The 20,767-nt window shown below is 59.6% G+C and carries 23 protein-coding genes; 3 read left to right on the top strand and 20 right to left on the bottom strand.

Annotation, left to right across the window (positions count from 1 at the left end; genetic code table 11):
* Window positions 1-24: 24 nt before the first annotated feature.
* The 6 genes from F3J36_RS10395 to prmB all read right to left on the bottom strand — a co-directional run bounded on the left by F3J36_RS10395 (window position 25) and on the right by prmB (window position 4,656).
* Window positions 25-306, bottom strand: coding sequence for a YfcL family protein (locus F3J36_RS10395; protein ID WP_010617478.1), 282 nt, complete (start codon window positions 304-306; stop codon window positions 25-27).
* A gap of 33 nt (window positions 307-339) precedes the next feature.
* Entirely contained in the window at window positions 340-885 is a 546-nt protein-coding gene (locus F3J36_RS10390; RefSeq protein WP_021509161.1) for an elongation factor P hydroxylase, read from the bottom strand.
* A gap of 66 nt (window positions 886-951) precedes the next feature.
* On the bottom strand, window positions 952-1,749 hold the full coding sequence (locus F3J36_RS10385) for a sulfite exporter TauE/SafE family protein (protein ID WP_152390613.1): 798 nt from the start codon (window positions 1,747-1,749) through the stop codon (window positions 952-954).
* Window positions 1,750-1,758: 9 nt separating this feature from the next.
* The gene (gene mepA, locus F3J36_RS10380) at window positions 1,759-2,586 is read right to left on the bottom strand and encodes a penicillin-insensitive murein endopeptidase (RefSeq protein ID WP_211072997.1); all 828 of its coding nucleotides are present in this window, start codon (window positions 2,584-2,586) and stop codon (window positions 1,759-1,761) included.
* Window positions 2,587-2,591: 5 nt separating this feature from the next.
* Complete coding sequence (aroC, locus tag F3J36_RS10375) at window positions 2,592-3,677, bottom strand: chorismate synthase (protein ID WP_058758410.1); 1,086 nt, start codon at window positions 3,675-3,677, stop codon at window positions 2,592-2,594.
* Between the two features lie 46 nt (window positions 3,678-3,723).
* Window positions 3,724-4,656: a 50S ribosomal protein L3 N(5)-glutamine methyltransferase gene (prmB, locus tag F3J36_RS10370; RefSeq protein WP_021509157.1), complete on the bottom strand. Its 933-nt coding sequence runs from the start codon at window positions 4,654-4,656 to the stop codon at window positions 3,724-3,726.
* A gap of 153 nt (window positions 4,657-4,809) precedes the next feature.
* On the opposite strand from prmB, the gene smrB reads away from it, so the two are divergent.
* Window positions 4,810-5,358 carry an endonuclease SmrB gene (gene smrB / locus F3J36_RS10365; protein ID WP_021509156.1) on the top strand — a complete coding sequence of 183 codons (549 nt, stop codon included), beginning with the start codon at window positions 4,810-4,812 and terminating at the stop codon, window positions 5,356-5,358.
* Between the two features lie 157 nt (window positions 5,359-5,515).
* Here smrB and sixA read toward each other — a convergent pair whose 3' ends face one another.
* From sixA to F3J36_RS10345, 4 genes are all read right to left on the bottom strand, one after another.
* Window positions 5,516-5,998: a phosphohistidine phosphatase SixA gene (gene sixA, locus F3J36_RS10360; protein WP_021509155.1), complete on the bottom strand. Its 483-nt coding sequence runs from the start codon at window positions 5,996-5,998 to the stop codon at window positions 5,516-5,518.
* Between the two features lie 195 nt (window positions 5,999-6,193).
* Window positions 6,194-8,323: a fatty acid oxidation complex subunit alpha FadJ gene (gene fadJ, locus F3J36_RS10355; RefSeq protein ID WP_166719633.1), complete on the bottom strand. Its 2,130-nt coding sequence runs from the start codon at window positions 8,321-8,323 to the stop codon at window positions 6,194-6,196.
* Window positions 8,323-9,633 (bottom strand): acetyl-CoA C-acyltransferase FadI, encoded by a 1,311-nt coding sequence (gene fadI, locus F3J36_RS10350; RefSeq protein WP_021509153.1) that lies wholly within the window; start codon window positions 9,631-9,633, stop codon window positions 8,323-8,325. The genes fadJ and fadI overlap by 1 nt, the downstream gene beginning before the upstream one ends.
* A gap of 168 nt (window positions 9,634-9,801) precedes the next feature.
* Complete coding sequence (locus F3J36_RS10345) at window positions 9,802-10,098, bottom strand: YfcZ/YiiS family protein (protein WP_021509152.1); 297 nt, start codon at window positions 10,096-10,098, stop codon at window positions 9,802-9,804.
* 358 nt (window positions 10,099-10,456) lie between these two features.
* Here F3J36_RS10345 and fadL point away from each other — a divergent pair, with 358 nt between their 5' ends.
* On the top strand, window positions 10,457-11,740 hold the full coding sequence (fadL, locus tag F3J36_RS10340; RefSeq protein WP_021509151.1) for a long-chain fatty acid transporter FadL: 1,284 nt from the start codon (window positions 10,457-10,459) through the stop codon (window positions 11,738-11,740).
* 71 nt (window positions 11,741-11,811) lie between these two features.
* On the opposite strand, the gene mlaA is transcribed toward fadL, so the two are convergent.
* Genes mlaA through ccmA form a run of 10 tightly spaced genes read right to left on the bottom strand, consistent with a single transcriptional unit; the run spans window position 11,812 to window position 19,571 of the window.
* Complete coding sequence (gene mlaA / locus F3J36_RS10335) at window positions 11,812-12,579, bottom strand: phospholipid-binding lipoprotein MlaA (RefSeq protein ID WP_021509150.1); 768 nt, start codon at window positions 12,577-12,579, stop codon at window positions 11,812-11,814.
* 35 nt (window positions 12,580-12,614) lie between these two features.
* On the bottom strand, window positions 12,615-13,826 hold the full coding sequence (gene ccmI, locus F3J36_RS10330; RefSeq protein ID WP_058769878.1) for a c-type cytochrome biogenesis protein CcmI: 1,212 nt from the start codon (window positions 13,824-13,826) through the stop codon (window positions 12,615-12,617).
* Window positions 13,826-14,281 carry a cytochrome c-type biogenesis protein gene (locus F3J36_RS10325; protein ID WP_021509148.1) on the bottom strand — a complete coding sequence of 152 codons (456 nt, stop codon included), beginning with the start codon at window positions 14,279-14,281 and terminating at the stop codon, window positions 13,826-13,828. Before F3J36_RS10325 ends, ccmI begins: the two co-directional genes overlap by 1 nt.
* Window positions 14,278-14,835, bottom strand: coding sequence for a DsbE family thiol:disulfide interchange protein (locus F3J36_RS10320; protein ID WP_058782039.1), 558 nt, complete (start codon window positions 14,833-14,835; stop codon window positions 14,278-14,280). Before F3J36_RS10320 ends, F3J36_RS10325 begins: the two co-directional genes overlap by 4 nt.
* Window positions 14,832-16,790, bottom strand: a complete 1,959-nt coding sequence (locus F3J36_RS10315; RefSeq protein ID WP_166719632.1) for a heme lyase CcmF/NrfE family subunit — start codon at window positions 16,788-16,790, stop codon at window positions 14,832-14,834. Before F3J36_RS10315 ends, F3J36_RS10320 begins: the two co-directional genes overlap by 4 nt.
* Complete coding sequence (ccmE, locus tag F3J36_RS10310; protein WP_021509145.1) at window positions 16,787-17,272, bottom strand: cytochrome c maturation protein CcmE; 486 nt, start codon at window positions 17,270-17,272, stop codon at window positions 16,787-16,789. The genes F3J36_RS10315 and ccmE overlap by 4 nt, the downstream gene beginning before the upstream one ends.
* Window positions 17,269-17,502, bottom strand: a complete 234-nt coding sequence (gene ccmD / locus F3J36_RS10305; protein ID WP_031280028.1) for a heme exporter protein CcmD — start codon at window positions 17,500-17,502, stop codon at window positions 17,269-17,271. The genes ccmE and ccmD overlap by 4 nt, the downstream gene beginning before the upstream one ends.
* The gene (locus F3J36_RS10300) at window positions 17,499-18,239 is read right to left on the bottom strand and encodes a heme ABC transporter permease (protein ID WP_166719631.1); all 741 of its coding nucleotides are present in this window, start codon (window positions 18,237-18,239) and stop codon (window positions 17,499-17,501) included. The genes ccmD and F3J36_RS10300 overlap by 4 nt, the downstream gene beginning before the upstream one ends.
* A 58-nt stretch (window positions 18,240-18,297) precedes the next feature.
* Window positions 18,298-18,957: a heme exporter protein CcmB gene (gene ccmB / locus F3J36_RS10295; RefSeq protein WP_058758454.1), complete on the bottom strand. Its 660-nt coding sequence runs from the start codon at window positions 18,955-18,957 to the stop codon at window positions 18,298-18,300.
* Window positions 18,957-19,571: a cytochrome c biogenesis heme-transporting ATPase CcmA gene (gene ccmA, locus F3J36_RS10290; protein WP_132464955.1), complete on the bottom strand. Its 615-nt coding sequence runs from the start codon at window positions 19,569-19,571 to the stop codon at window positions 18,957-18,959. Before ccmA ends, ccmB begins: the two co-directional genes overlap by 1 nt.
* A gap of 243 nt (window positions 19,572-19,814) precedes the next feature.
* Here ccmA and F3J36_RS10285 point away from each other — a divergent pair, with 243 nt between their 5' ends.
* On the top strand, window positions 19,815-20,747 hold the full coding sequence (locus tag F3J36_RS10285) for a formate/nitrite transporter family protein (RefSeq protein ID WP_058775841.1): 933 nt from the start codon (window positions 19,815-19,817) through the stop codon (window positions 20,745-20,747).
* The last annotated feature ends 20 nt before the right edge of the window (window positions 20,748-20,767 follow it).

Here is a 20,767-nt window from a genome sequence, read left to right as displayed (position 1 = left end):
GGGGCGAGCGATCGCCCCGGCCAGTCAGGCAGTGAGGCGCGCCTGGGTAAACAGGTTATCCCACATGCCCACCACCAGCGCCTGGTCGCGCGGCGACAGCTCACCGGCGGCGATGGCGTTTTGCAGGCTGTTGGTGACCTGAATCTGCAGCGCTTCCGGCGTGTGTTCGCCGCTCTGCTCAATTTCCGCTACTGCCAGCGTCAGATGGCCACGCAGATAACCGCTGGCAAACAGTTCGTCGTCGCTGGCGTGTTCGACCATATCGTCAATCAGCGCCAGAATGCGGGACTCGAATTCTACGATCATCTTCTCATCATCCTTCATTTATCGGAGTGCGGCTCACAGATCTTCCGGCCACGGAAACTGTGCCGCCGTCAGTGCAGGCGTACCATAATAGCTTGCTAACGCATCAATAAAGCGCGCCGGACGCGCCGGAATGCCGTGCTGCAGATAATGCATCACCTGCGCATGCACCTTGCGCTGAAACGCGATGCGATCCGGTTCACAATCGCCGTCGAGATTGTCACAGCTGACGTTGAAGGGAAAGCCGGCTGCCACACAGAACAGCCACTCCAGCGCCTGCGGCTTAATCTCCACCGCTTCAAACTGGCCCTGCGTTTGCGCATCGCGCCCGTCCGGGCAGTACCAGTAACCAAAATCCACCAGCTTACGCCGCGCTTCACCGGCAATGCACCAGTGCGAAATTTCGTGCAGCGCGCTGGCGTAAAAGCCATGGGCAAACACCACGCGGTGCCACGGTGAGGTGTCATCCGCTGGAAGATAAATAGGTTCATCATCGCCTTTAATTAGACGCGTCTGAAAATCGTCAGCAAAGCAGCCGTCAAAAATCTCCACCAGCTGCTGATAATGGTGCTCTTTACTCATAATATTTTAATCTTTAAACAAACCGCCGCCATTGTCGCACTGGCGGCCGGTTTTGACGAGTGCGGATTACAGTGCGGCAAACCAGGCGAGAATGACACTGCCGTGGCTGTCCCACAACAGCTTAGCGCTCATCACGGCAGACACCGTCACCACCATCGGGCGAATCAGCTTCTGACCGCGGCTCAGCACCAGCCTGGCGCCGAGGCGTGCGCCAATAAACGCCCCCAGCAGCATAATCACGCCGGTGCCCCACACCACCTTGCCGCCGAACATAAAGAACAGCAGACTGGCGAAGTTGGAGGTGAAATTTAGGATTTTGGCGTGGGCGGTGGCTTTGGCCAGATTGAAGCCGCAAAGCGTGACGAAGGCCAGCGCATAGAACGAGCCGGCACCCGGGCCGAAGAAGCCATCGTAAAAGCCGACGCAGCCGCCACCGACCAGCGCAAACGCCAGGCCATGCAGGCGCTGCTCGCGATCGGCCTCGCCAAGACGTGGCATCAGCAGGAACCACAGCCCGATGCTGATCAGCAGCAGCGGCAGTATCTGGCGCAGTATCTCAGCCTGAATATGCTGAATCAGCAGCGTTCCGCCAATCGCGCCGAGAAAGGTCATGGCGATATTCAGCCGCTGCTCGCGCAGTTTCACCGCGCCGCGCCGCACAAAATAGAGGCTGGCCGAGAAGGAGCCGCCGACCGATTGCAGCTTGTTGGTCGCCAGCGCCTGCGCCGGCGAAAGACCGGCCGCCAGCAGCGACGGCACGGTCAGCAGACCGCCACCGCCGGCGATGGAATCAATAAAGGCCGCCAGCACCGCGACCAGAAACAGCACGCCAAGTACCATCGGGCTGACAACAAACAGATCCATCTCAGGTTCCTACAGTAGATGCTTATCAAGTAACGCCTGGCAGGAAGGCGGCAACGGCGGCGGCGACTTCTTCACCGGCGGCGTAGTGCCCGGCTTCTTCGGCAGGAACCAGCTTTCCAGCTCTGCGCCGCAGCCATCGCCCGGCGGCGGTGGCGCCTGATCTTCACACTCCAGGCTGCCCGGCGGACAGCGCAGGCGCACGTGCATGTGTGCCCGGTGGGCGAACCACGGTCGCACTTTGTTGAGCCACGCACGATCGTTACCGGCATCGGCACAAAGCTGCTTTTTAATCGCCGGATTGACGAAGATGCGCGTGACGTCGTCATCTTTCGCCGCCAGCTTGATCAGGCTGTCGATCTGCGGCTGCCAGTGCCGCGCGATGACCTGGCGATCGTCCGGCCCAACCAGATCGAGCGGCTGCGGCTTCAGCAGCTGCTGTGCCGTCCAGCGGCTCTGCGGCAGCTGCAGCCAGATATCCACGTCGAGGCCGGTCTGATGGCTGGCGTGGCCGCTGCTAAAGCGTCCGCCGGCGGCCATGCCCATATCACCAATCAGCACCTGGCCCAGCTGCAGCTGATGTGCCTGGGTGCTGAGGCGCTGGATAAAGGCGATCAGGTCCGGGTGGCCGTAATAGCGGCGCTGATCCTGACGCATCACCTGATAGTTAGGCGAGTTGAGGGGCAGCTGCTGCGCCCCGACGATACAGCCGTTGGCAAAGCTGCCGATGGACTGCGGGCTGCCGGCAATCGGTTGATGGATTTGCTGCCACGGCGTGGCAGCCAGGCTGACCGCACTGCACAGCAGCGCGGCAAGGGAGAGAAGCAGGCGGCGTATCATGCGGCTTACCAGCGCGGGACGCTGCTGTTGACGTCAGCGTTCTGCCCACGCTGGCGCAGCAGGTGATCCATCAGCACAATAGCCATCATCGCTTCCGCGATCGGCACCGCGCGGATGCCAACACAGGGATCGTGACGGCCTTTGGTAATCATCTCCACTTCCGCGCCGTCGCGGGTGATGGTGTTGCCCGGCACGGTGATGCTGGAAGTGGGCTTCATCGCCAGGTTGGCGCTGATGGTCTGACCGCTGCTGATCCCGCCGAGAATGCCACCGGCATGGTTGCTTTGAAAACCGTTGCTGCGGATTTCATCACGGTGCTGACTGCCGCGCTGGTTGATTACCGCGAAACCATCACCGATCTCCACGCCTTTCACCGCGTTGATGCTCATCAGCGCGTGGGCCAGGTCGGCGTCAAGGCGATCGAACACCGGCTCACCGAGGCCCGGCGGCACATTTTCGGCCATCACCGTGACTTTGGCACCGATGGAGTCACCCTCTTTTTTCAGCGCGCGCATCAGTTCGTCCAGTGCATCGAGCTGGTCGGCATCGGGGCAGAAAAACGGGTTATCTTCCACGATACTCCAGTCTTTCAGCTCGCAGGCGATGTCGCCAATCTGCGCCAGATAGCCGCGCACCACGATACCGTGCTTCATCTGCAGATACTTTTTAGCAATGGCACCGGCCGCCACGCGCATGGCGGTTTCGCGGGCCGAGGACCGGCCGCCGCCGCGATAGTCGCGCAGGCCATATTTCTGTTCGTAGGTGTAATCCGCATGGCCGGGACGGAACAGATCTTTAATCGCGCTGTAATCCTGCGAACGCTGGTCGGTGTTTTCAATCAGCAGACCGATGGAGGTGCCGGTGGTGACGCCTTCAAACACGCCGGACAAAATCTTCACCTGATCCGGCTCGCGGCGCTGGGTGGTATAGCGCGAAGTGCCGGGACGACGACGATCGAGATCGTGCTGAATATCGGCTTCGGTCAGCGGGATGCCGGGCGGCACACCATCAACAATGCAGCCAAGCGCAATACCGTGCGACTCGCCAAAGGTGGTAACGCGAAAAAGTTGTCCGATGCTGTTTCCGGCCATGGGGGTTCCTTGTTGCGATGTTGCGGGCGAGCGCTCGCCCCGATTTTTAGTCTTTATAGAATGAGAAGTGCGACTGCGCCGCGACGATTTGATCGCGCGTCAGCATGAACACGCCGTCACCGCCGTTATCAAATTCCAGCCAGGTAAAAGGCACGTCCGGATACTGCTCCATCATATGCACCATGCTGTTACCGACTTCGCAAATCAGCACGCCCTGCTCGCTGAGGTAGTCCGGCGCGCAAGCCAGGATGCGGCGCACCAGCTTCAGGCCGTCGCTGCCCGCGGCGAGGCCGAGCTCCGGCTCGTGGCGATATTCGTTCGGCAGGTCGTCCATGTCTTCGGCATCGACGTACGGTGGATTGGTGACGATCAGGTCATATTTAACCTGCGGCAGATTGCGGAACAGGTCGGCGCGAATCGGCGTGACGTGATGCAGCAGACCGTGCTCTTCGATATTCTGTTCAGCCACGGCCAGCGCGTCGGTGGAGATATCGACCGCATCCACTTCCGCTTCCGGGAAGGCGTACGCACAGGCGATGGCGATGCAGCCGCTGCCGGTGCACATATCGAGAATGTGGCGTGGCGCGCCGTCGATCAGGCCGGCAAAGCGGTTTTCGATCAGCTCGCCAATTGGTGAACGCGGCACCAGCACGCGCTCATCGACGTAGAATTCATGGCCGCAGAACCAGGCTTTGTTGGTGAGATAGGCCACCGGAATGCGCTCGTTAACGCGACGGATTACGCGTTCTACGATGCGGTGACGTTCGCTGGCGGTCAGGCGCGCGTGGCGCATGTCTTCCGGAATATCCAGCGGCAGCCACAGCGTCGGCAGCACCAGTTGGACCGCTTCGTCCCAGGGATTGTCCGTGCCGTGGCCGTACCAGATGCCCGCCGCCGAAAAGCGGCTTACTGCCCAGCGCAGCATATCCTGAATGGTGTGCAGTTCGTTCACTGCCTCATCGACGAAAATCTTGTCCACGTAGCCCTCCGCAGGCCATAAAATCAATCGGCCGATAGTGTGCCATGAAGCCGGGCAGAATTCAGCGCAGCGAGGTGAAAAAGCTGACATTTGTTGACGCTTAGCGGTAAGGTAACGGCCAGACACCCGCCATTTCTGATGATTCACTGAGACATGAGTAAAAAGACGCCGCTAAGCCAGGACGACCAGGCGCTGTTCCGCCAGCTAATGAGCGGTACGCGCCAGCTGAAACAGGATACGATCGTGCACAAACCGGCAGTGAAAAGCCGTGAAGTGCCGCTGAAGCGGCTGCTGTCTGAGCAGGCCGATAACAGCCATTATTTCTCCGATGAGTTTCAGCCCCTGCTCTCCAGCGACGGGCCGACGCGCTACGTACGCGCCGACGTCAGCCATTACGAGCTGAAAAAATTACGGCGTGGCGATTACACGCCAGAGATTTTTCTCGATCTGCACGGGTTAACCCAGCTTCAGGCCAAACAGGAACTCGGCGCGCTGATTGCCGCCTGCCGCCGCGAGCATATTTTCTGTGCCAGCGTGATGACCGGCCACGGCAAGCACATTCTCAAGCAGCAAACCCCGCTGTGGCTGGCACAGCATCCGCACGTGATGGCGTTTCACCAGGCACCCAAACTGTTTGGCGGCGACGCCGCGCTGCTGGTATTGATTGAAGTCGAAGAGTGGCAGCCGCCGGAATTACCCTGACAGGCCAGGATTAAGGAATATTGCGCTCAATATTCCCCGAAATAATTCAGGTTGCAGCAAGGCGGCAAGGAAATGAATCCCCAGGAGCTTACATCAGTAAGTGACTGGGGTGAATTGACGCAGCCAACGCAGCTGCAGCCTGAAGTATGAAGGGGAATTACATGGCTTTGGCTAATTTGGCCGGACTCACCTGCCACGCCAGCTTGCCTTCGCAGGCGTCGGCATCAAACTCCACGCAGGCAATGGCGGAGGTGGCGAACATCGGTGGCGCTTCCTGCGGGCAGAGTTCAGATACCAGATAACCGACCAGCGGCAGATGCGAAATCACCAGCACCGCGTGCGCACCCTGCACCGCCAGCGCCTGTAAATGACAGGCGACCATGCCCGGATCGCCGCCTGGCGTCAGTTCTGGCAGCACTTCCTGCCCTTCCGGCAGTTTCAGCGCTTCACGTACCGTGGCGAGCGTTTGCCCGGCGCGCAGATAAGGGCTGACCAGCACCTTATCGATTCCCGGCGTCTGACCATTCAGCCAGCTCGCCATCTGACGTGATTCGTCGCAGCCACACAGGGTGAGAGGACGAACCGCATCACTCGCTGCTTCCAGAGCTGCGTCGCCGTGACGCATGATAAAAACTTGCATAAAGCACCGCTGTTGTTTGTCGATATCGCCGGGTACCACAGCACCAGACGCTTCATTCTGCGAATGAACGCTGTGTTTTACCCCAATGGCTTGAGTATAGTCAACCGGTTGTTTATTAAATAAGCATATCTCAGAATGGTGCCGCGCCAGGCACTGCGCGGCCCCGATTCTAACCCGCTGAATCCGTGCGGCTATTCATGAATGTGCAGAAGTGTAAAAATTCGTTTTCCCTTCTGACATTGCCACTAACGCGTCACAGGGCGTAAAACGCTCGCCGTATTGCTGCATTAATGTACGTAATGTATTGACGATCTCGCCCGCACCACGCTGGTCAATATAGCGGAACGGCCCGCCGAGAAACGGCGGAAACCCGATGCCAAACACTGCCGCGATGTCGCCATCGCGGGCGCTGCGGATCACCGCCTCGTCGAGACAACGTACCGCCTCGTTGAGCATCAGCATCACACAGCGCGTGGCGATCTGCTGCTCGCTCTGTTTCGCCTGGGGTTTTAACTGCAGCAGGCGGTACAGACTGGCATCGGCCTGACGTTTGCGCGGCCAGCGCGTGCGCTGATAATCATAAAAACCTTTCTGGTTTTTACGCCCTTTGCGTTCGTCGGCCAGGATAGCGCTCACCGCCTGCGGCGCGCTGAAGCGTGAACCGTAGGCCTGTTCAAGAATTGGGCTGATTTTGCTGCCGACATCAATACCGACTTCATCCAGCAGCTGCAGCGGGCCGACCGGGAAACCAAATTTCACCAGTGCGCTATCAATGTGTTCAATGGGCTCGCCCTCCAGCAGACAGCGCATGGCTTCATTTATATAGGGCGCGAGAATGCGGTTAACATAAAAGCCGGGACGGTCAGCCACCACCACGGCGGTTTTGCCCTGACGACGCGCCAGATCCACCGTGGTGGCCAGCGTCTGTGCTGAAGTGCCGCTATGCGGAATCACCTCGACCAGCGGCATCTTGTCTACCGGACTGAAGAAGTGCAGGCCGATAACATTCTCCGGGCGCTGCGCGCCGGCGGCGATCTGCGCAATCGGCAGCGAAGAGGTGTTAGACGCAAAGATAGTGTGCGGCTGACAGTGTTCTTCAATCTCGGCCACCATTTGCTGCTTCAGCGCCAGATCCTCAAACACCGCTTCGATCACCAGATCGCGCTGGCGGAAGCCCTGATAATCGGTGCCGCCGCTGATGCGCGCCATCTGCTGCTGGCGTTCCGCCGGCTTGAGCTGGCGCCGTTTCACCTTTTTGCTCAGCAAATCCCAGCTGTACTGCAGCGCGTGGTTAACGCCGTTCAGGTTGATATCGCGGATTCGCACCGGCAGACCGGCTTTCAGCGCGGTGACGCTGGCAATCCCACCGCCCATCAGCCCGCCGCCCAGCACGCCAATCTGCTGCAGCGGGCGCGGCGGCGCATCCGCCATCGGCTCTTTCTTCAGGGCGGTGGAAGCAAAAAACAGGCTGCGCAGTGCGGCCGACTGCGCGGTCATCGCCAGCTCGCCAAACGCGCGCGCTTCCGCGGCGTGACCGGCGGCGCTGCCCTGCTCCAGCCCGATGCGTACCACCTGCAAAATGCGGTCGGTGGCCGGATAGTTACCGTGGGTTTTACCGTCGGTCTGGCGTTTGGCCAGCGTAAACAGCAGCGGACGCGCCAGCGGCCCCTGCAGCAGGCGATCGCGGCGCGACAGGCTGCGTGCGGCGTGCTTTCCTTTATGTACACGTGCCACGGCGGTTGCCAGCAGAATCGCCTGCGGCACCGCATCATCCACCAGGCCAAGCTTTAGCGCCTGCTTTGCGCGCAGCTGTTTGCCACTGAGGATCAGCGGCAGCGCCTGCTGCACACCTATCAGACGCGGCAACCGCTGGGTGCCGCCGGAACCTGGCAACAGGCCGAGCTGCACCTCCGGCAGGCCGAGACGGGTTTTCTCATCCAGCGAGCAGATGCGCGCATCGCAGGCCAGCGCCAGCTCCAGCCCGCCGCCAAGACAGGCTCCATGAATGGCGGCGACCACCGGGAACGGCAGCGCGGCGATCTCCGCCATCACTTCCTGTCCCTGCCGCGCCAGCGCTTCAGCCTGCTGCGCCGTTTCACAACTGGCGATCATGCTGATGTCCGCACCGGCGACAAAGTTGTCGCGTTTGCCTGAAATCAGCACGATGCCCGCCAGATGCGCATCGCTGCGCGCCTCCGCCAGCACCGCGCGGATTTGCGGCACAAACTCTGCTTTCAGGGTGTTCATCTTTTCGCCCGGTACATCAATGGTGATCACCGCAACGTGATCCGGACGCATCTGTAAATGGAATGCAGATTCGCTCATTATTCGGCCTCCAGAACCATCGCGCTGCCTAATCCGCCAGCGGCACAGGCGGTTACCAGCCCTAAGCCGCCGCCGCGCCGCCGCAGCTCATGCAGCGTTTGCGTGATCATGCGCGCGCCGGTGGCGGCGAACGGATGACCGTAGGCGATGGAACCGCCCAGCACGTTGAAACGCGTCTCGTCGACTTCGCCCAGCGCGCGATCGCGCTTCAGCACCTCGCGCGCAAAGCGTTCATCGTTAAACAGCCTGAGGTTGGCCAGCGTCTGCGCGGCAAAGGCTTCATGCATGTCGATCAGCGTCAGATCGCCGAGGGTAATGCCGGCACGATCCAGCGCCAACGGTGATGCGTAAGCCGGTCCGAGCAACATGTCCTGCCAGACATCAATCGCGGCAAACGCATAGCTGCGCAGGTAACCGAGCGGTGTAATGCCCAGCTCACGCGCGCGCCCTTCGCGCATCAGAATCAGCGCAGCCGCGCCATCGGTCAGCGGCGTGCTGTTGGCCGCGGTAACCGAGCCGTGGCGACGGTCAAACGCCGGACGCAGCTTTGCATAATCCGCCGCACTGGCGTTAAAGCGAATGTTGTTGTCCTGCTCAATCGGTGCTTTCCACGGCGGCACAAACGCCGGCATCACTTCCTGCGCCAGCACGCCGGATTGCCAGGCCTGCGCTGCACGCTGGTGCGAGCGCAGCGCCAGCGCGTCCTGCTGCTCACGCGTAATACCGTGCGTTTTGGCCATCTGCTCGGCGGTGTCGCCCATGCGTAAACCGGTGGAGTATTCCGCCACTGCCGGCGGCACCGGCAACAGATCGCGTGGGCGCAGGCGGCGTAAGATGTGTAATTTTTTGCTCAGGGTGCGGGCTTTGTTGAGGTCAACCAGCGCGCGCGCCAGCGTTTTGCTGACGCCAATCGGCAGCACCGAGGAGGAGTCAGCGCCACCGGCAATACCCGCATCAATGGTCCCGGCCATCAGGCTTTCCGCCACGTTGGCCACTGCCTGAAAGCTGGTGGCGCAGGCGCGGCTCACGCTGTAGGCATCGGTGTGCACGCTCAGTCCGCTGCTTAGCACGATTTCACGCGCGATGTTGGGGGCTTCCGGCATCTGCACCACCTGGCCGAACACCAGCTGATCGATCACCTCCACCGGCAATTCGCTGCGCGCCATTAATTCGCTGACCACCATGCGCCCCAGCTCCAGCGCCGGAATGCCATGAAAGTCGCTTGCCTGGCGGGCAAACGGGGTGCGTAATCCGTGGGTAATGGCGATACGTTCGCCCTGACGCGTCAGCAGCGGCTGCGCTTTGCTCATTGCTCTCACCTGTAATTTACGACCTGAGCATCATTGCCCAACAGGTCTGACCTGATCATCAGTGTTAACCAGGTGTTGCTAAGTCGCCAATAACAGAAGAAAAAAAGTGCGAGGAGTAACACGAAAAAGAGGCAACGCTGCCGAAAAAGCGGGTCGGCAGCGGCGGGATTAGCGTAAGCCGAGCTGGAAAATCAGGGTTTCGGCCTGGCAGGCAAAGGTGAAATCGACGTCCAGGCGCACGCCGTCTGCTTCGTCGGTAAAGCGCGAATGAATCTCGCACGGATCGGACTCAACCTGGCGCGCTTTGGCGCTCAGCTCGGCCAGCATTGCTTCAGCCGCCTGACGGTCAGCGAACACGCCTGACCAGCTGGCGCTGCAATCGGTATTGTCCATCACGGTGCCCACGTCAACGCAGCAGCAGGCTGCCGTTTCGTTCGCACTACAGTTTCTAATGGCATCAGTCATGTTTTTCTCCTGACGATAAATCAACACTATCGGATCATTTTCTGCTGCAAAGTGTACGCCGGATGCCACGTCGCGGCTATCTTCCGCCCGCTAAGTGACGAATATCACACTAAAATTTGATCCAAAACAAATTTGACTCGCTATGCTGGAGCAGAACCGCAAGGATTTTGTTAAGCAGATCTGATTTTATCGATCAAAGCAGAAATATTTTAAAAACAATATTGCAACAAATACACAGGTCGGACCTATACTCGTCGCACTGGTCTGATATGTGTCTGTATCGTCAGTCCCTACAATCCGCCGTCCTTTGTTACGCGACGTAACTACGTTTAATAATAATTTAGATGAGGTTGTGGTCATGAACCATAAGAACCTGTTTGCAAAGTCAGCTGTGGCAGCTGCAGTGGCGCTCGTCTCTTCTCACGTCTACGCCGCAGGCTTTCAACTTAACGAATTCTCAGCAATCGGCCTGGGCCGCGCCTATTCCGGTGAAGGCGCCATGGGTGATACCGCCGCCTCTGCCAGCCGTAACCCAGCCACCATGGCCCTGATGGACCGCCCTTCTTTCTCCATCGGTGCCGTCTATATCGACCCGGAAGTGGATATCAGCGGTAACAGCCCGACCGGCAACAGCCTCAACGCCAGCAATATTGCGCCAAACCAGTGGATCCCGAACATCCATTATGTGCATCCGATTAACGATCAGTGGTGGATTGGCGCCTCGGCCACCTCGAACTACGGTCTGGCCACCGAATTTAATAACGGTTACACCGCGGGCGGCTTTGGTGGCAAAACCGATCTGATGACCGGCAACTTCAACCTCAGCACCGCTTATCGGTTAAATGATAACTTCAGCTTCGGCGTCGGCTTTGACGCGGTGTACGCCAAAGCGAAAATTGAGCGCTACGCCGGTGAAGCCGGTGCCCGCGCCGGTCTGCCGGCCGATACCCAGGTCGCGCACCTGAAAGGTGACGAATGGGGCTACGGCTGGAACGCCGGTATCCTGTATGAAGTGGATAAAAACAACCGCTTCGGCTTCACCTATCGTTCCAAAGTGAAGATCGACTTCGACGGCGACTATAAGAGCAATATCCCGCGCGCCTTTAACGGCACGCCGCAGGCGATTGCGCTGGGTCTGCCGTATGGCACCAGCGGCGCCACCATTCCAGGTTCGCTGACGCTGAACCTGCCGGAAATGTGGGAAGTGTCCGGCTGGCATAAAGTGGCGCCACAGTGGGCGGTGCACTACAGCCTCGCCTATACCAGCTGGAGCCAGTTCCAGGAGCTGAAAGCCACCGGCAGCAACGGCCAGACGCTGTTCTATAAAGATGAAGGCTACCGTGATGCATATCGCATCGCGTTAGGTACCACTTACAACTACGACGACAACTGGACGTTCCGTACCGGTATCGCGTTTGATGACAGCCCGGTGCCGGCGGATAAACGTTCCATCTCGATTCCGGATCAGGATCGCCTGTGGCTGAGCGCCGGTGCATCTTACGCCTTCACGCCGGACGCGTCGGTTGATGTCGGGGTTTCCTATATGCACGGTCAGCACGTGACGGTAAAAGAAGGTCCTTATACCTTTAATTCCGAAGGTAAGGCCTGGCTGTACGGCGCTAACTTTAACTACAAGTTCTGATAATCAGTGCAGCGGCCCATGCGGGTCGCCAGCTGAAAACAAAACGGCGACCTGTTGGTCGCCGTTGTCATTTATTGAGAGTCGATATCTTTTAAATCGTCCTGAATCGCGCTGGCGTTCGGATTCTCCTCCGGCTTCAGCTTGCCGCCGCTGGCGAGGAAATCGTTACGCTGGAAATAGGCGTTGCGGATAAAGGCGTACGGATCCTGCTGCTGTCGGAGCAGGCCATCGGAATCAAGCAGCTGCGCGCGCGTTTCCACCCCTTCCAGCGTCCATTTACCGATCGACATCGGCCAGGTAAGCCAGCTCAGCACCGGATAAAGCGTATCGACGTAGTCGCCGCCATCCTGACGCACGGTAAAGCTGCCGTAACCTGGCAGCACCACGTACGGACCGTAGCCAACGCCATAACGGCCCAGCGTGCTGCCAAAGTGGTGCGGCACTTCACGCGCCAGCTGGGGATTGGCTTTACCGGCGACGTCGATGAAACCGCCAAGGCCGAGCACGGTATTCAGGAAGAAACGGGTAAAGTGAATGCCCGCCTGACGCGGCTCGCCGACCAGAATCGAGTTCACCATGCTGGCCGGTTCATCAAGGTTACCGAGAAAGTTGCTCAGCCCGGTACGGGCCGGCACCGGCACGTAATCACGCCAGGCAACCGCCACCGGGCGCACCACATAGGGATCCAGCACGTTGTAGTTGAAGTTAAACATCGTGCGGTTGAACCCTTCGAGCGGATCGCTGCGCTGCGCAGGCGTCGTCTCGTCGGCCGGTTTGGAACTGGCACATCCCACCAGCAGTAAACTGGCCAGCGCCAGGCCGGTCAGGCGATTATTCATTCTTCTCTCCCTGTGCAGATAAAAGGTGTATCGCTTCAGGGCTGCTGCTGATTGACCTCAACAGCCATCGGCTGGTGACCATCCCAGGGGGTGACCGCGCTTAAACCAAACCAGTCGCCGGACTGCGGATTAGCACTACCATCGCGCGAAATGCGCACCCTGACCTGCACCTGATGCTGCGCCGAAAGCAGGCGATCCGGCATCATGGCGTTGCTGTCATCCAGCGTAAGCGATAGCGGGAAGTGGCTGAGCGGTAAACGCTTTACAGCCACAGGCACCGGTGAAACACCGTCAGACACAGAAATATACAACACTCCGCCCGGCGGTAACATTTTTTCTGCCTCTGGCGTTAAGCTCACCGTCAATGCCAGCTGGCTATTTTGCTGTCCCGCGTCGGTTTTCGCTTGTTCAATGCTGCGCTCGATCATGGTAATGCGTCGATCGCCGGCCGGCAGCAGCTTCAGCATCACCTGCCATGCGCCAATCGCTTCGCCATACTGCTGCTGTTCAAAGGCATTGAACGCCAGCAGACTGAGGGTGCGCACGTTGCTGTGGTCGCGCTTCAGCAGGTCTTTGAGCAGCATATTGGCCTGGCGGTTATCCTGCGGATCGCTGGAACGCGTCAGCACTTCGGCATAATCCTGCTGCAGTTCAAGGTTGTCCGGCGCCAGCTGCAAAGCGTGCTCAAAGGCCTGGCTGGCATCGGTGGCGTTGTTCAGCACCATGCCGAGGCGGCCCAGCATCGCCCAGTCATTGAGGTTTTGCGGATCGTTTTGCAGCGAGGTGCGCAGGCCGAGCTGCAGACGCGCCAGCTCTTCCATGGTCAGCGGCTGCGCGTTGGGATCCATCACCCGCGCGCGCAGCGCCGGGTACTCCTGCTGCACGCTCTGCCAGCCCGCCAGCTGGGCGAGGCCACCGGTTTTCAGATAAACGCCCACCGACACCAGCACCAGGACGATCACGCCCGGCAGCAGCACCCAGCGGCTGCTGTGATGCGCGCGTGCCGCCGCGTCGCCGGGCACGTCGGTCAGCAGCGTTTGCTGCAGTTCGCGCACCATCTCCGGACGCTCACTGACCACGCCCTCGGCTTCATCATGCTCCAGCTCGCGCAGGCGCTGCTGATAAAAATCGGTATTGAGACGATCGCGATCGCCGCTGCTGGCCTGACGCTGCCGCCAGCCGGCACCGACAAACAGCGCCGTCGCGGCCGCCAGTAAAATAATCAGGGTAATCCAGAATCCAGTCATTACGGCTTCCCGTCACGCTTCAGAATCGCCGCAAGGCGCTGTTGTTCATCGTCATCCAGCTCACTGCGCGCGTTGCCGCGTCGGCTGCGCAGAATAATAATCAGCCCACCGAGCACCACAAACAGTGCCGGTCCGACCCACAGAATCAGCGTCGACGGCGTCACCGGCGGTTCATAAGTGACGAAGTTGCCATAACGCGCCACCATGTAATCAATGATCTGCTGGCGGCTCTGGCCCTGCTTCATCAGCTCATACACTTTTAGCCGCATGTCGGCGGCAATCATCGCGTTGGAGTCGGCAATACTGTTGTTCTGGCACTTCGGGCAGCGCAGCGATGCGGTGAGCTCGCGATACTGCTCCTCCTGCTGGACCGAATCGAACTGATAAGTATCGATCGCGGCCCACAGGCTGGTGCTCAGCAGCAGACCCGCGAGCAGCATAAGCAGCTGTTTCATACGCCGGCCTCCCTGCTGTATTTCTGCCACAGCGGCTTCACCTCTTCATTCCACACCCGGTCGTTCATGTCGCCGGCGTGGCGGTAGCGGATAATGCCGTGGCCATCAATCAGGAAGGTCTCCGGCGCGCCGTAGACGCCGAGATCCAGACCGAGCATGCCGTCGCCGTCATACAGGCTCAGCGCATACGGATTGCCGAGCGTGTTAAGCCAGGTGACGGCTTTGCTGCGGTCGTCTTTGTAATTGAGGCCAACCACGCGAATGCCCTGCTCCGCCAGCGTGTTGAGATATTGATGTTCGGCGCGGCAGGTCGGGCACCAGGTGGCCCAGACATTCAGCAGCAGCGGTTTGCCATCGGTCAGCACCTGCTGGTTATAGATTTTACCCGGCTGATCCAGCGCTTCGAGTTTAAACACCGGCACCGGTTTACCGATCAGCGCCGATTCGAGGCGCGTAGGATCGTCACCGCTGGCGTTGCGCGTCAGCTGCCACAGCAGCGCTGCCGCCAGCAGCAGAAACAGGACTAAAGGAATAAACAGGATCTTTTTATTCATGCCAGTTCCTCGCGCTGCGCTTTTTTGCGCGAGCGATAGCGCGGATCGAGCAGGCACAGCAGGCCGCCCACCGCCATAAACACGCCGCCGAACCAGATCCAGCGCACAAAGGGTTTGTAATAAATCCGCACCGCCCAGGAACCGTCATCCAGCTCTTCGCCCAGCGCCGCATAGAGATCGCGCGTGAAGCCGCCGCTGATCGCCGCTTCCGTCATCATGGTGCGCGCTGCGGTATAGAAGCGCTTCTCTGCATGCAGCACCGCTTCTGGCTTACCGTTGCGTGTGACATCGATAATCGCCACGCCGCCGCTGTAGTTGGGGCCCTGCAGATTGTGCACGTCGCGGAAAATAAAGTGATAGTTGTGGATATCCACGCTGTCGCCGGCCTTCATGCGCACGTCACGCTCAACGCTGTATTGGGTGCTGAAGGCAATGCCCACCACCGTCACCGCCACGCCAAGATGGCCCAGCACCATGCCCCAGTGGCTGCGCGACAGATGGCGCAATCCCGCCAGGAAACGGTGCCGATGGGTAGCGCGTTCGTGCAGCTCCATCAGCGTCAGCAGGATCACCCAGATGGCCATCAGCAGGCCAATCACCGTCATCGCTTCGATGCGATCCTGCAACAGCCACGGCAGCACGATCGACAGGATCAGCGTCACCAGCAGACCCACACCGAGCCGCTTCCACAGCTTTTGCGGCTCATCGCGGCGCCAGCGCACCAGCGGCCCGATGCCGAGCATCAGCGCGAACGGTGCCATCAGCCAGGTGAACATGGTATTGAAGAACGGCTCACCAACCGAAATGCTGCCCAGCCCAAGCTGTTTATGCACCAGCGGCAGCAGCGTACCGAGCAGCACCACCAGCATTGCGGCAATCAGCAGCACGTTGTTGCCGAGCAGGAAGGATTCGCGCGACCAGGCTTCGCTCTGCACGCGGCTGCGCACCTGGCCCCCTTTCAGGGCGTACAGCAGCAGCGAACTGCCGATGACAATCACCAGGAAGGCGAGGATAAACATCCCGCGCGCCGGATCCGAGGCGAACGAGTGCACCGATACCAGCACGCCGGAACGCACCAGGAAGGTGCCCAGCAGGCTCAATGAGAACGCGGTAATCGCCAGCAGCACCGTCCACGACTTAAAGCTGCCGCGTTTTTCTGTCACCGCCAATGAGTGCATCAGCGCAGTACCGGCCAGCCACGGCATAAAGGACGCGTTTTCAACCGGATCCCAGAACCACCAGCCGCCCCAGCCGAGTTCGTAATACGCCCACGCGGAACCGAGCACGATACCAATAGTCAGAAATACCCATGCCGCAGTGGTCCACGGACGTGACCAGCGCGCCCAGGCAGTATCCAGCCGGCCCGCCATCAGCGACGCGATGGCAAAGGCAAACGCCACCGAGAAGCCAACATAGCCCATATAGAGCAGCGGCGGATGGAAGATCAGCCCGATATCCTGCAGCATCGGGTTGAGGTCGCGCCCATCAATCGGGAAGTTCGGCAGCGTGCGGGTAAACGGATTCGAGGTGAGGATGATGAACAACAGGAAGCCGAGGTTGATCATCCCCATCACCGCCAGTACGCGCGCCAGCGCATCCTGCGGCATGCCGCGGCTGAAAATCGCCACTGCTAATGTCCAGGTGCTGAGCAGCAGTACCCATAGCAGCAGCGATCCTTCATGCGCACCCCAGGTGGCGGCGATGCGGTAATACACCGGCAGCAGCGAATTGGAGTTGGTGGCAACGTAGCCGACGGTAAAATCGTTGACCACAAACGCTTGCACCAGCACGAGGAACGCGGCGGCGATGCACAGGAACATGCCCCAGGTGAGCGGACGCGCCAGCGCCATCAGCCGGCCATCCTGACGTGCTGCGCCCCACAGCGGATAAATACTTAATAACAGCGCTAAGCCCAGCGCCAGACACAGCAGAAAGCTGCCAATTTCCGGCATCATGATTGCGTACCCGCCTGCTGATAGGCCGCTGCCGGTCCGTTATGATTCTTCTTCATTGCGTCCTGAATTTCCGGCGGCGTGTACTTCTCATCGTGCTTCGCCAGCACCTCTTTGGCGTTGACCAGGTTGCCGTCTTCCAGCACGCCCTGCGCCACCACGCCCTGCCCTTCACGGAACAGATCCGGCAGAATGCCTTCGTAGCTGACGCTCACCACGCCGTTGGCATCATACAGTTTGAACGACACCGCCAGCGTTTTCGGATCGCGTTTTACGCTACCGGGCATCACCATGCCGCCGACGCGCAGGCGCTGACCGGCCTCTGGCTTCTGGTGATCCTCACCTTTGCCGTACAGAATTTCACTCGGGGTGTAGAACAGGTCGATGTTGGAACGCAGTGCGTACATCACCAGCGACGTGGCAAGGCCTAAGCCCACCAGCACCGCCACCACCACATACAGGCGGTTACGACGACGGATATTCACACGGACTCTCCTGCTGCTTCACTGGCAGCTTGTTTAGCTTTTGCCGCGCGGATGCGGCGCTCGCGGGACTGACGCTGGCGAATTTCTGCCAGCAGGCGGCGACGGAACAACACGGTGTGCAGCACCAGACCGATCAGCGGAATCAGCGTAAAACACACGGCCAGCCAGACGTAAAAGGCATAGCCGCCCATGGCGAAAAACTCGCTCCACGATGAGAAGGCAGGCGTCATGCTTTGCGTCCTCCCTGCGCCACGTCAATCGCCCACGGGCGGTGACGCTCGGTAAACAGAATCAGGTTGCGCAGACGCATCAGGGTGAGCGCACCAAACACCAGCAGATAGCCAAGAATCGACCAGCGCAGCGGCGTGCGCATGCTGGGATCGATCGCCTGTTGCAGAATGCCCGACGAGCCCTGATGCAGCGTGTTCCACCACTGCACGGAGAAGTGAATAATCGGCAGGTTAACCACGCCGACCAGAATCAGGATGCCGGCCGCGCGTCCGGCGGTGCGGCGATCGTCGAAAGAGTGATAGAGCGCAATCACGCCCATATAGAAGAACAGCAGCACCAGTTCAGAAGTCAGACGCGCGTCCCAAATCCACCAGGTGCCCCACATCGGCTTGCCCCACGCCGAGCCGGTCACCAGCGCGATAAAGGTGAACACCGCACCAATCGGCGCCATCGCGGCAGCCGCCAGATCGGCCATTTTCATCTGCCACACCAGGCCGATGAGGGCGGCGATGGCCATCGAGGCATAGACGCCCATCGACCACATCGCCGCCGGCACGTGAATGTACATGATGCGGAAGCTGTTGCCCTGCTGATAATCCGCCGGCGCAAAGCCGAATCCCCAAATCCAGCCGAGCAGCAGCGCGCCGACGCCCAGAACTGCGAACCAGGGTATCAAGCGACCGCATAGCTGGTAAAGCCGCTCAGGCTTTGCCCACTGGTGTAACCATTTCCACATTGACATTGCTCACACTAAATAAGAATTCGGATGGCGGCCTCTCTGCCGGAGGCCCGCCTTAATGCAGACTGATGCGCAGCGCGGCAGCAGTCGCAAACGGCGACAGCGTGGCGCTGACCGCCAGCATGGCGCCGAGAATCGCCAGATAACCGCCGATCGGTAACCCCTGACCGGCCGCATCAATCGCCGCGCTGGCAAAAATCAGTACCGGTATCGACAGCGGCAACACCAGTAAACTCAGCAATACGCCGCCGCGCCGCAGCCCGACGGTCAGGCCGGTGCCAATCGCACCGAGAAAACTCAGGGTTGGCGTGCCGATCAGCAGCGTCAGCGCCATTGCCCGCCAGCCTGCAAAATCCAGCGACAGCAGCAGCGCCGCCAGCGGCGAGAGTAAAATCAGCGGCAGCCCGGTAATCAGCCAGTGCGCAATCACTTTGCCCAGCACGGTGATTGGCAGCGGCGTCGGCAGCAACAGCAGCTGCTCCAGCGATCCATCCAGAAAGTCGTCGCGAAACAGCCGCTCCAGCGCCAGCAGCGATGCCAGCAGCGCGGCTACCCAGGCGACGCCAGGCGCGATGCGCGCCAGCTGCTGCGGCTCAGGGCCAATGCCTAACGGGAACAGCGTAATCACGATCAGAAAAAACCACAGCGGATTAACCACTTCCGCGCCGCTGCGAAAGGCAATCTTTAACTCACGCTGAATAACCCGGCCAAGCATCACGCCCACTCCGATATAAGACGAATTTTGCGCACGCGCGCATGGCTGTCCGGCAGATCCTGATGGGTCGTCAGAATCACCACGCCACCGTTATCGGCATGCTCGGCGAAGCGCGCCATTAATTTTTCCACGCCGTGTTTGTCGATGGCGGTCAGCGGCTCATCCAGAATCCACACCGGAGCCGGGCTGAGCCAAAGTCGCGCCAGCGCCACGCGCCGCTGCTGCCCGGCAGAAAGCTGAGCCACCGGCACCTCTTCATAGCCCAGCAGATTGACCTGCTCCAGCGCGTCATACAGCGTGTCTTCGCTGCGATCGCCGTGCCAGAAATGCAGATTCTCCCGCGGCGACAGCACCGATTTCACGCCCGGATGATGGCCGAGATACAGCAGGTTTTGCTGCCATATTTCGCGCTGCCGGCGAATAGACTGCTGCTGCCAGCGTACTTCGCCCTGCTCTGGCCGGCTTAACCCGGCCAGCAGTCGCAACAGTGAAGTTTTGCCTGCGCCGTTGGGCCCTTCGATTTGCACCACATCGCCCGCCTGCACCTGGAAACTCAGTCCGTGGAACAGGGTTCGCTCATCGCGAACGCAGGCGAGATTAATCACTTCGAGCATAGAAGGGAGATTCATAGCAATAAATGAGGCGGGAATAATACCACACTCAAACCAGGGGCCGAAGTCTGTGCGCAAGCTCCCCCTTCCCCCAAATGAGGTATTCATGCGCATCAGATCAAGAAAGCGCTCAAAAAACCATCTTTGCTAATCTCTTGTTACTCTTAATTTGAATCTTTGTAACATTTCGCCCTTGCTAAAAACGTCTACGCTTATTACGCACTGGCATTATCACCGGGAGAAAAAATGAAGCCATCGCCATCAAATAACACGCATGACAATGACGTGGACAGTGAAGAAAAAGAACAGGGAACGGATATTGAAGTGGACGAAGACGCCCTGCCCTCGCGGGCTGCGGCGATCCATGAAGAAATTCGGCAGGATGGGGAAAAGGAGCTGGAGCGCGACGGCATGGCGCTGCTGTGGTCAGCGATTGCCGCCGGCTTATCAATGGGTGCCTCGCTGATGGCGAAAGGCATTTTCCAGGTGCACCTCGCTGGCGTGCCCGGCGCCTATCTGCTGGAGAATCTCGGCTACACCTTTGGTTTTGTCATCGTGATTATGGCGCGCCAGCAGCTGTTTACTGAGAATACCGTCACCGCCGTGCTGCCGGTGATGCATAAACCCACCGGCGGCAATTTTATGCTGCTGCTGCGGCTGTGGAGCGTGGTGCTGATCGGCAATTTGATTGGTACCGCGCTTGGGGCGCTGGCGTTTAATCATATGCCGATTTTCGATGACGCTACGCGCCAGGCCTTCACCGCCATCAGCGAAAAAGTGATGGAGCACACGCCGGGCGAAATGTTTGCCAACGCAGTGATTTCAGGCTGGATCATCGCCACCATGGTGTGGATGTTTCCTTACGCTGGCGGCGCCAAAATTGTGGTGATCGTGATGATGACCTGGCTGGTGGCGCTGGGCGATCTGGCCCACATTGTGGTCGGATCGGTTGAAGTGCTGTATCTGGTGTTTGCCGGCACGCTGCCGTGGCAGGAGTTTTTGTGGCCGTTTGCACTGCCCACCCTGCTGGGCAACATCACCGGCGGTACGCTGATTTTTGCTCTGATCAGTCACGCGCAGATCCGTAACGACATGAGCGAAGCGGCCAAAGCCAAAGCGCGAGCCGAACAGAAGCGTAAAGAGAGGCAGGAAAAGCAGAAAGATCAGGAAAAAGCGTGATCGCCACCGCCTGATTGCTG

The organism is Pantoea sp. Cy-640 (assembly GCF_011752635.1).
GTDB lineage: Bacteria > Pseudomonadota > Gammaproteobacteria > Enterobacterales > Enterobacteriaceae > Pantoea > Pantoea dispersa.
Note: the sequence above shows the minus strand (reverse complement) of the source record. Positions and strands in the feature narration are given on the sequence as shown.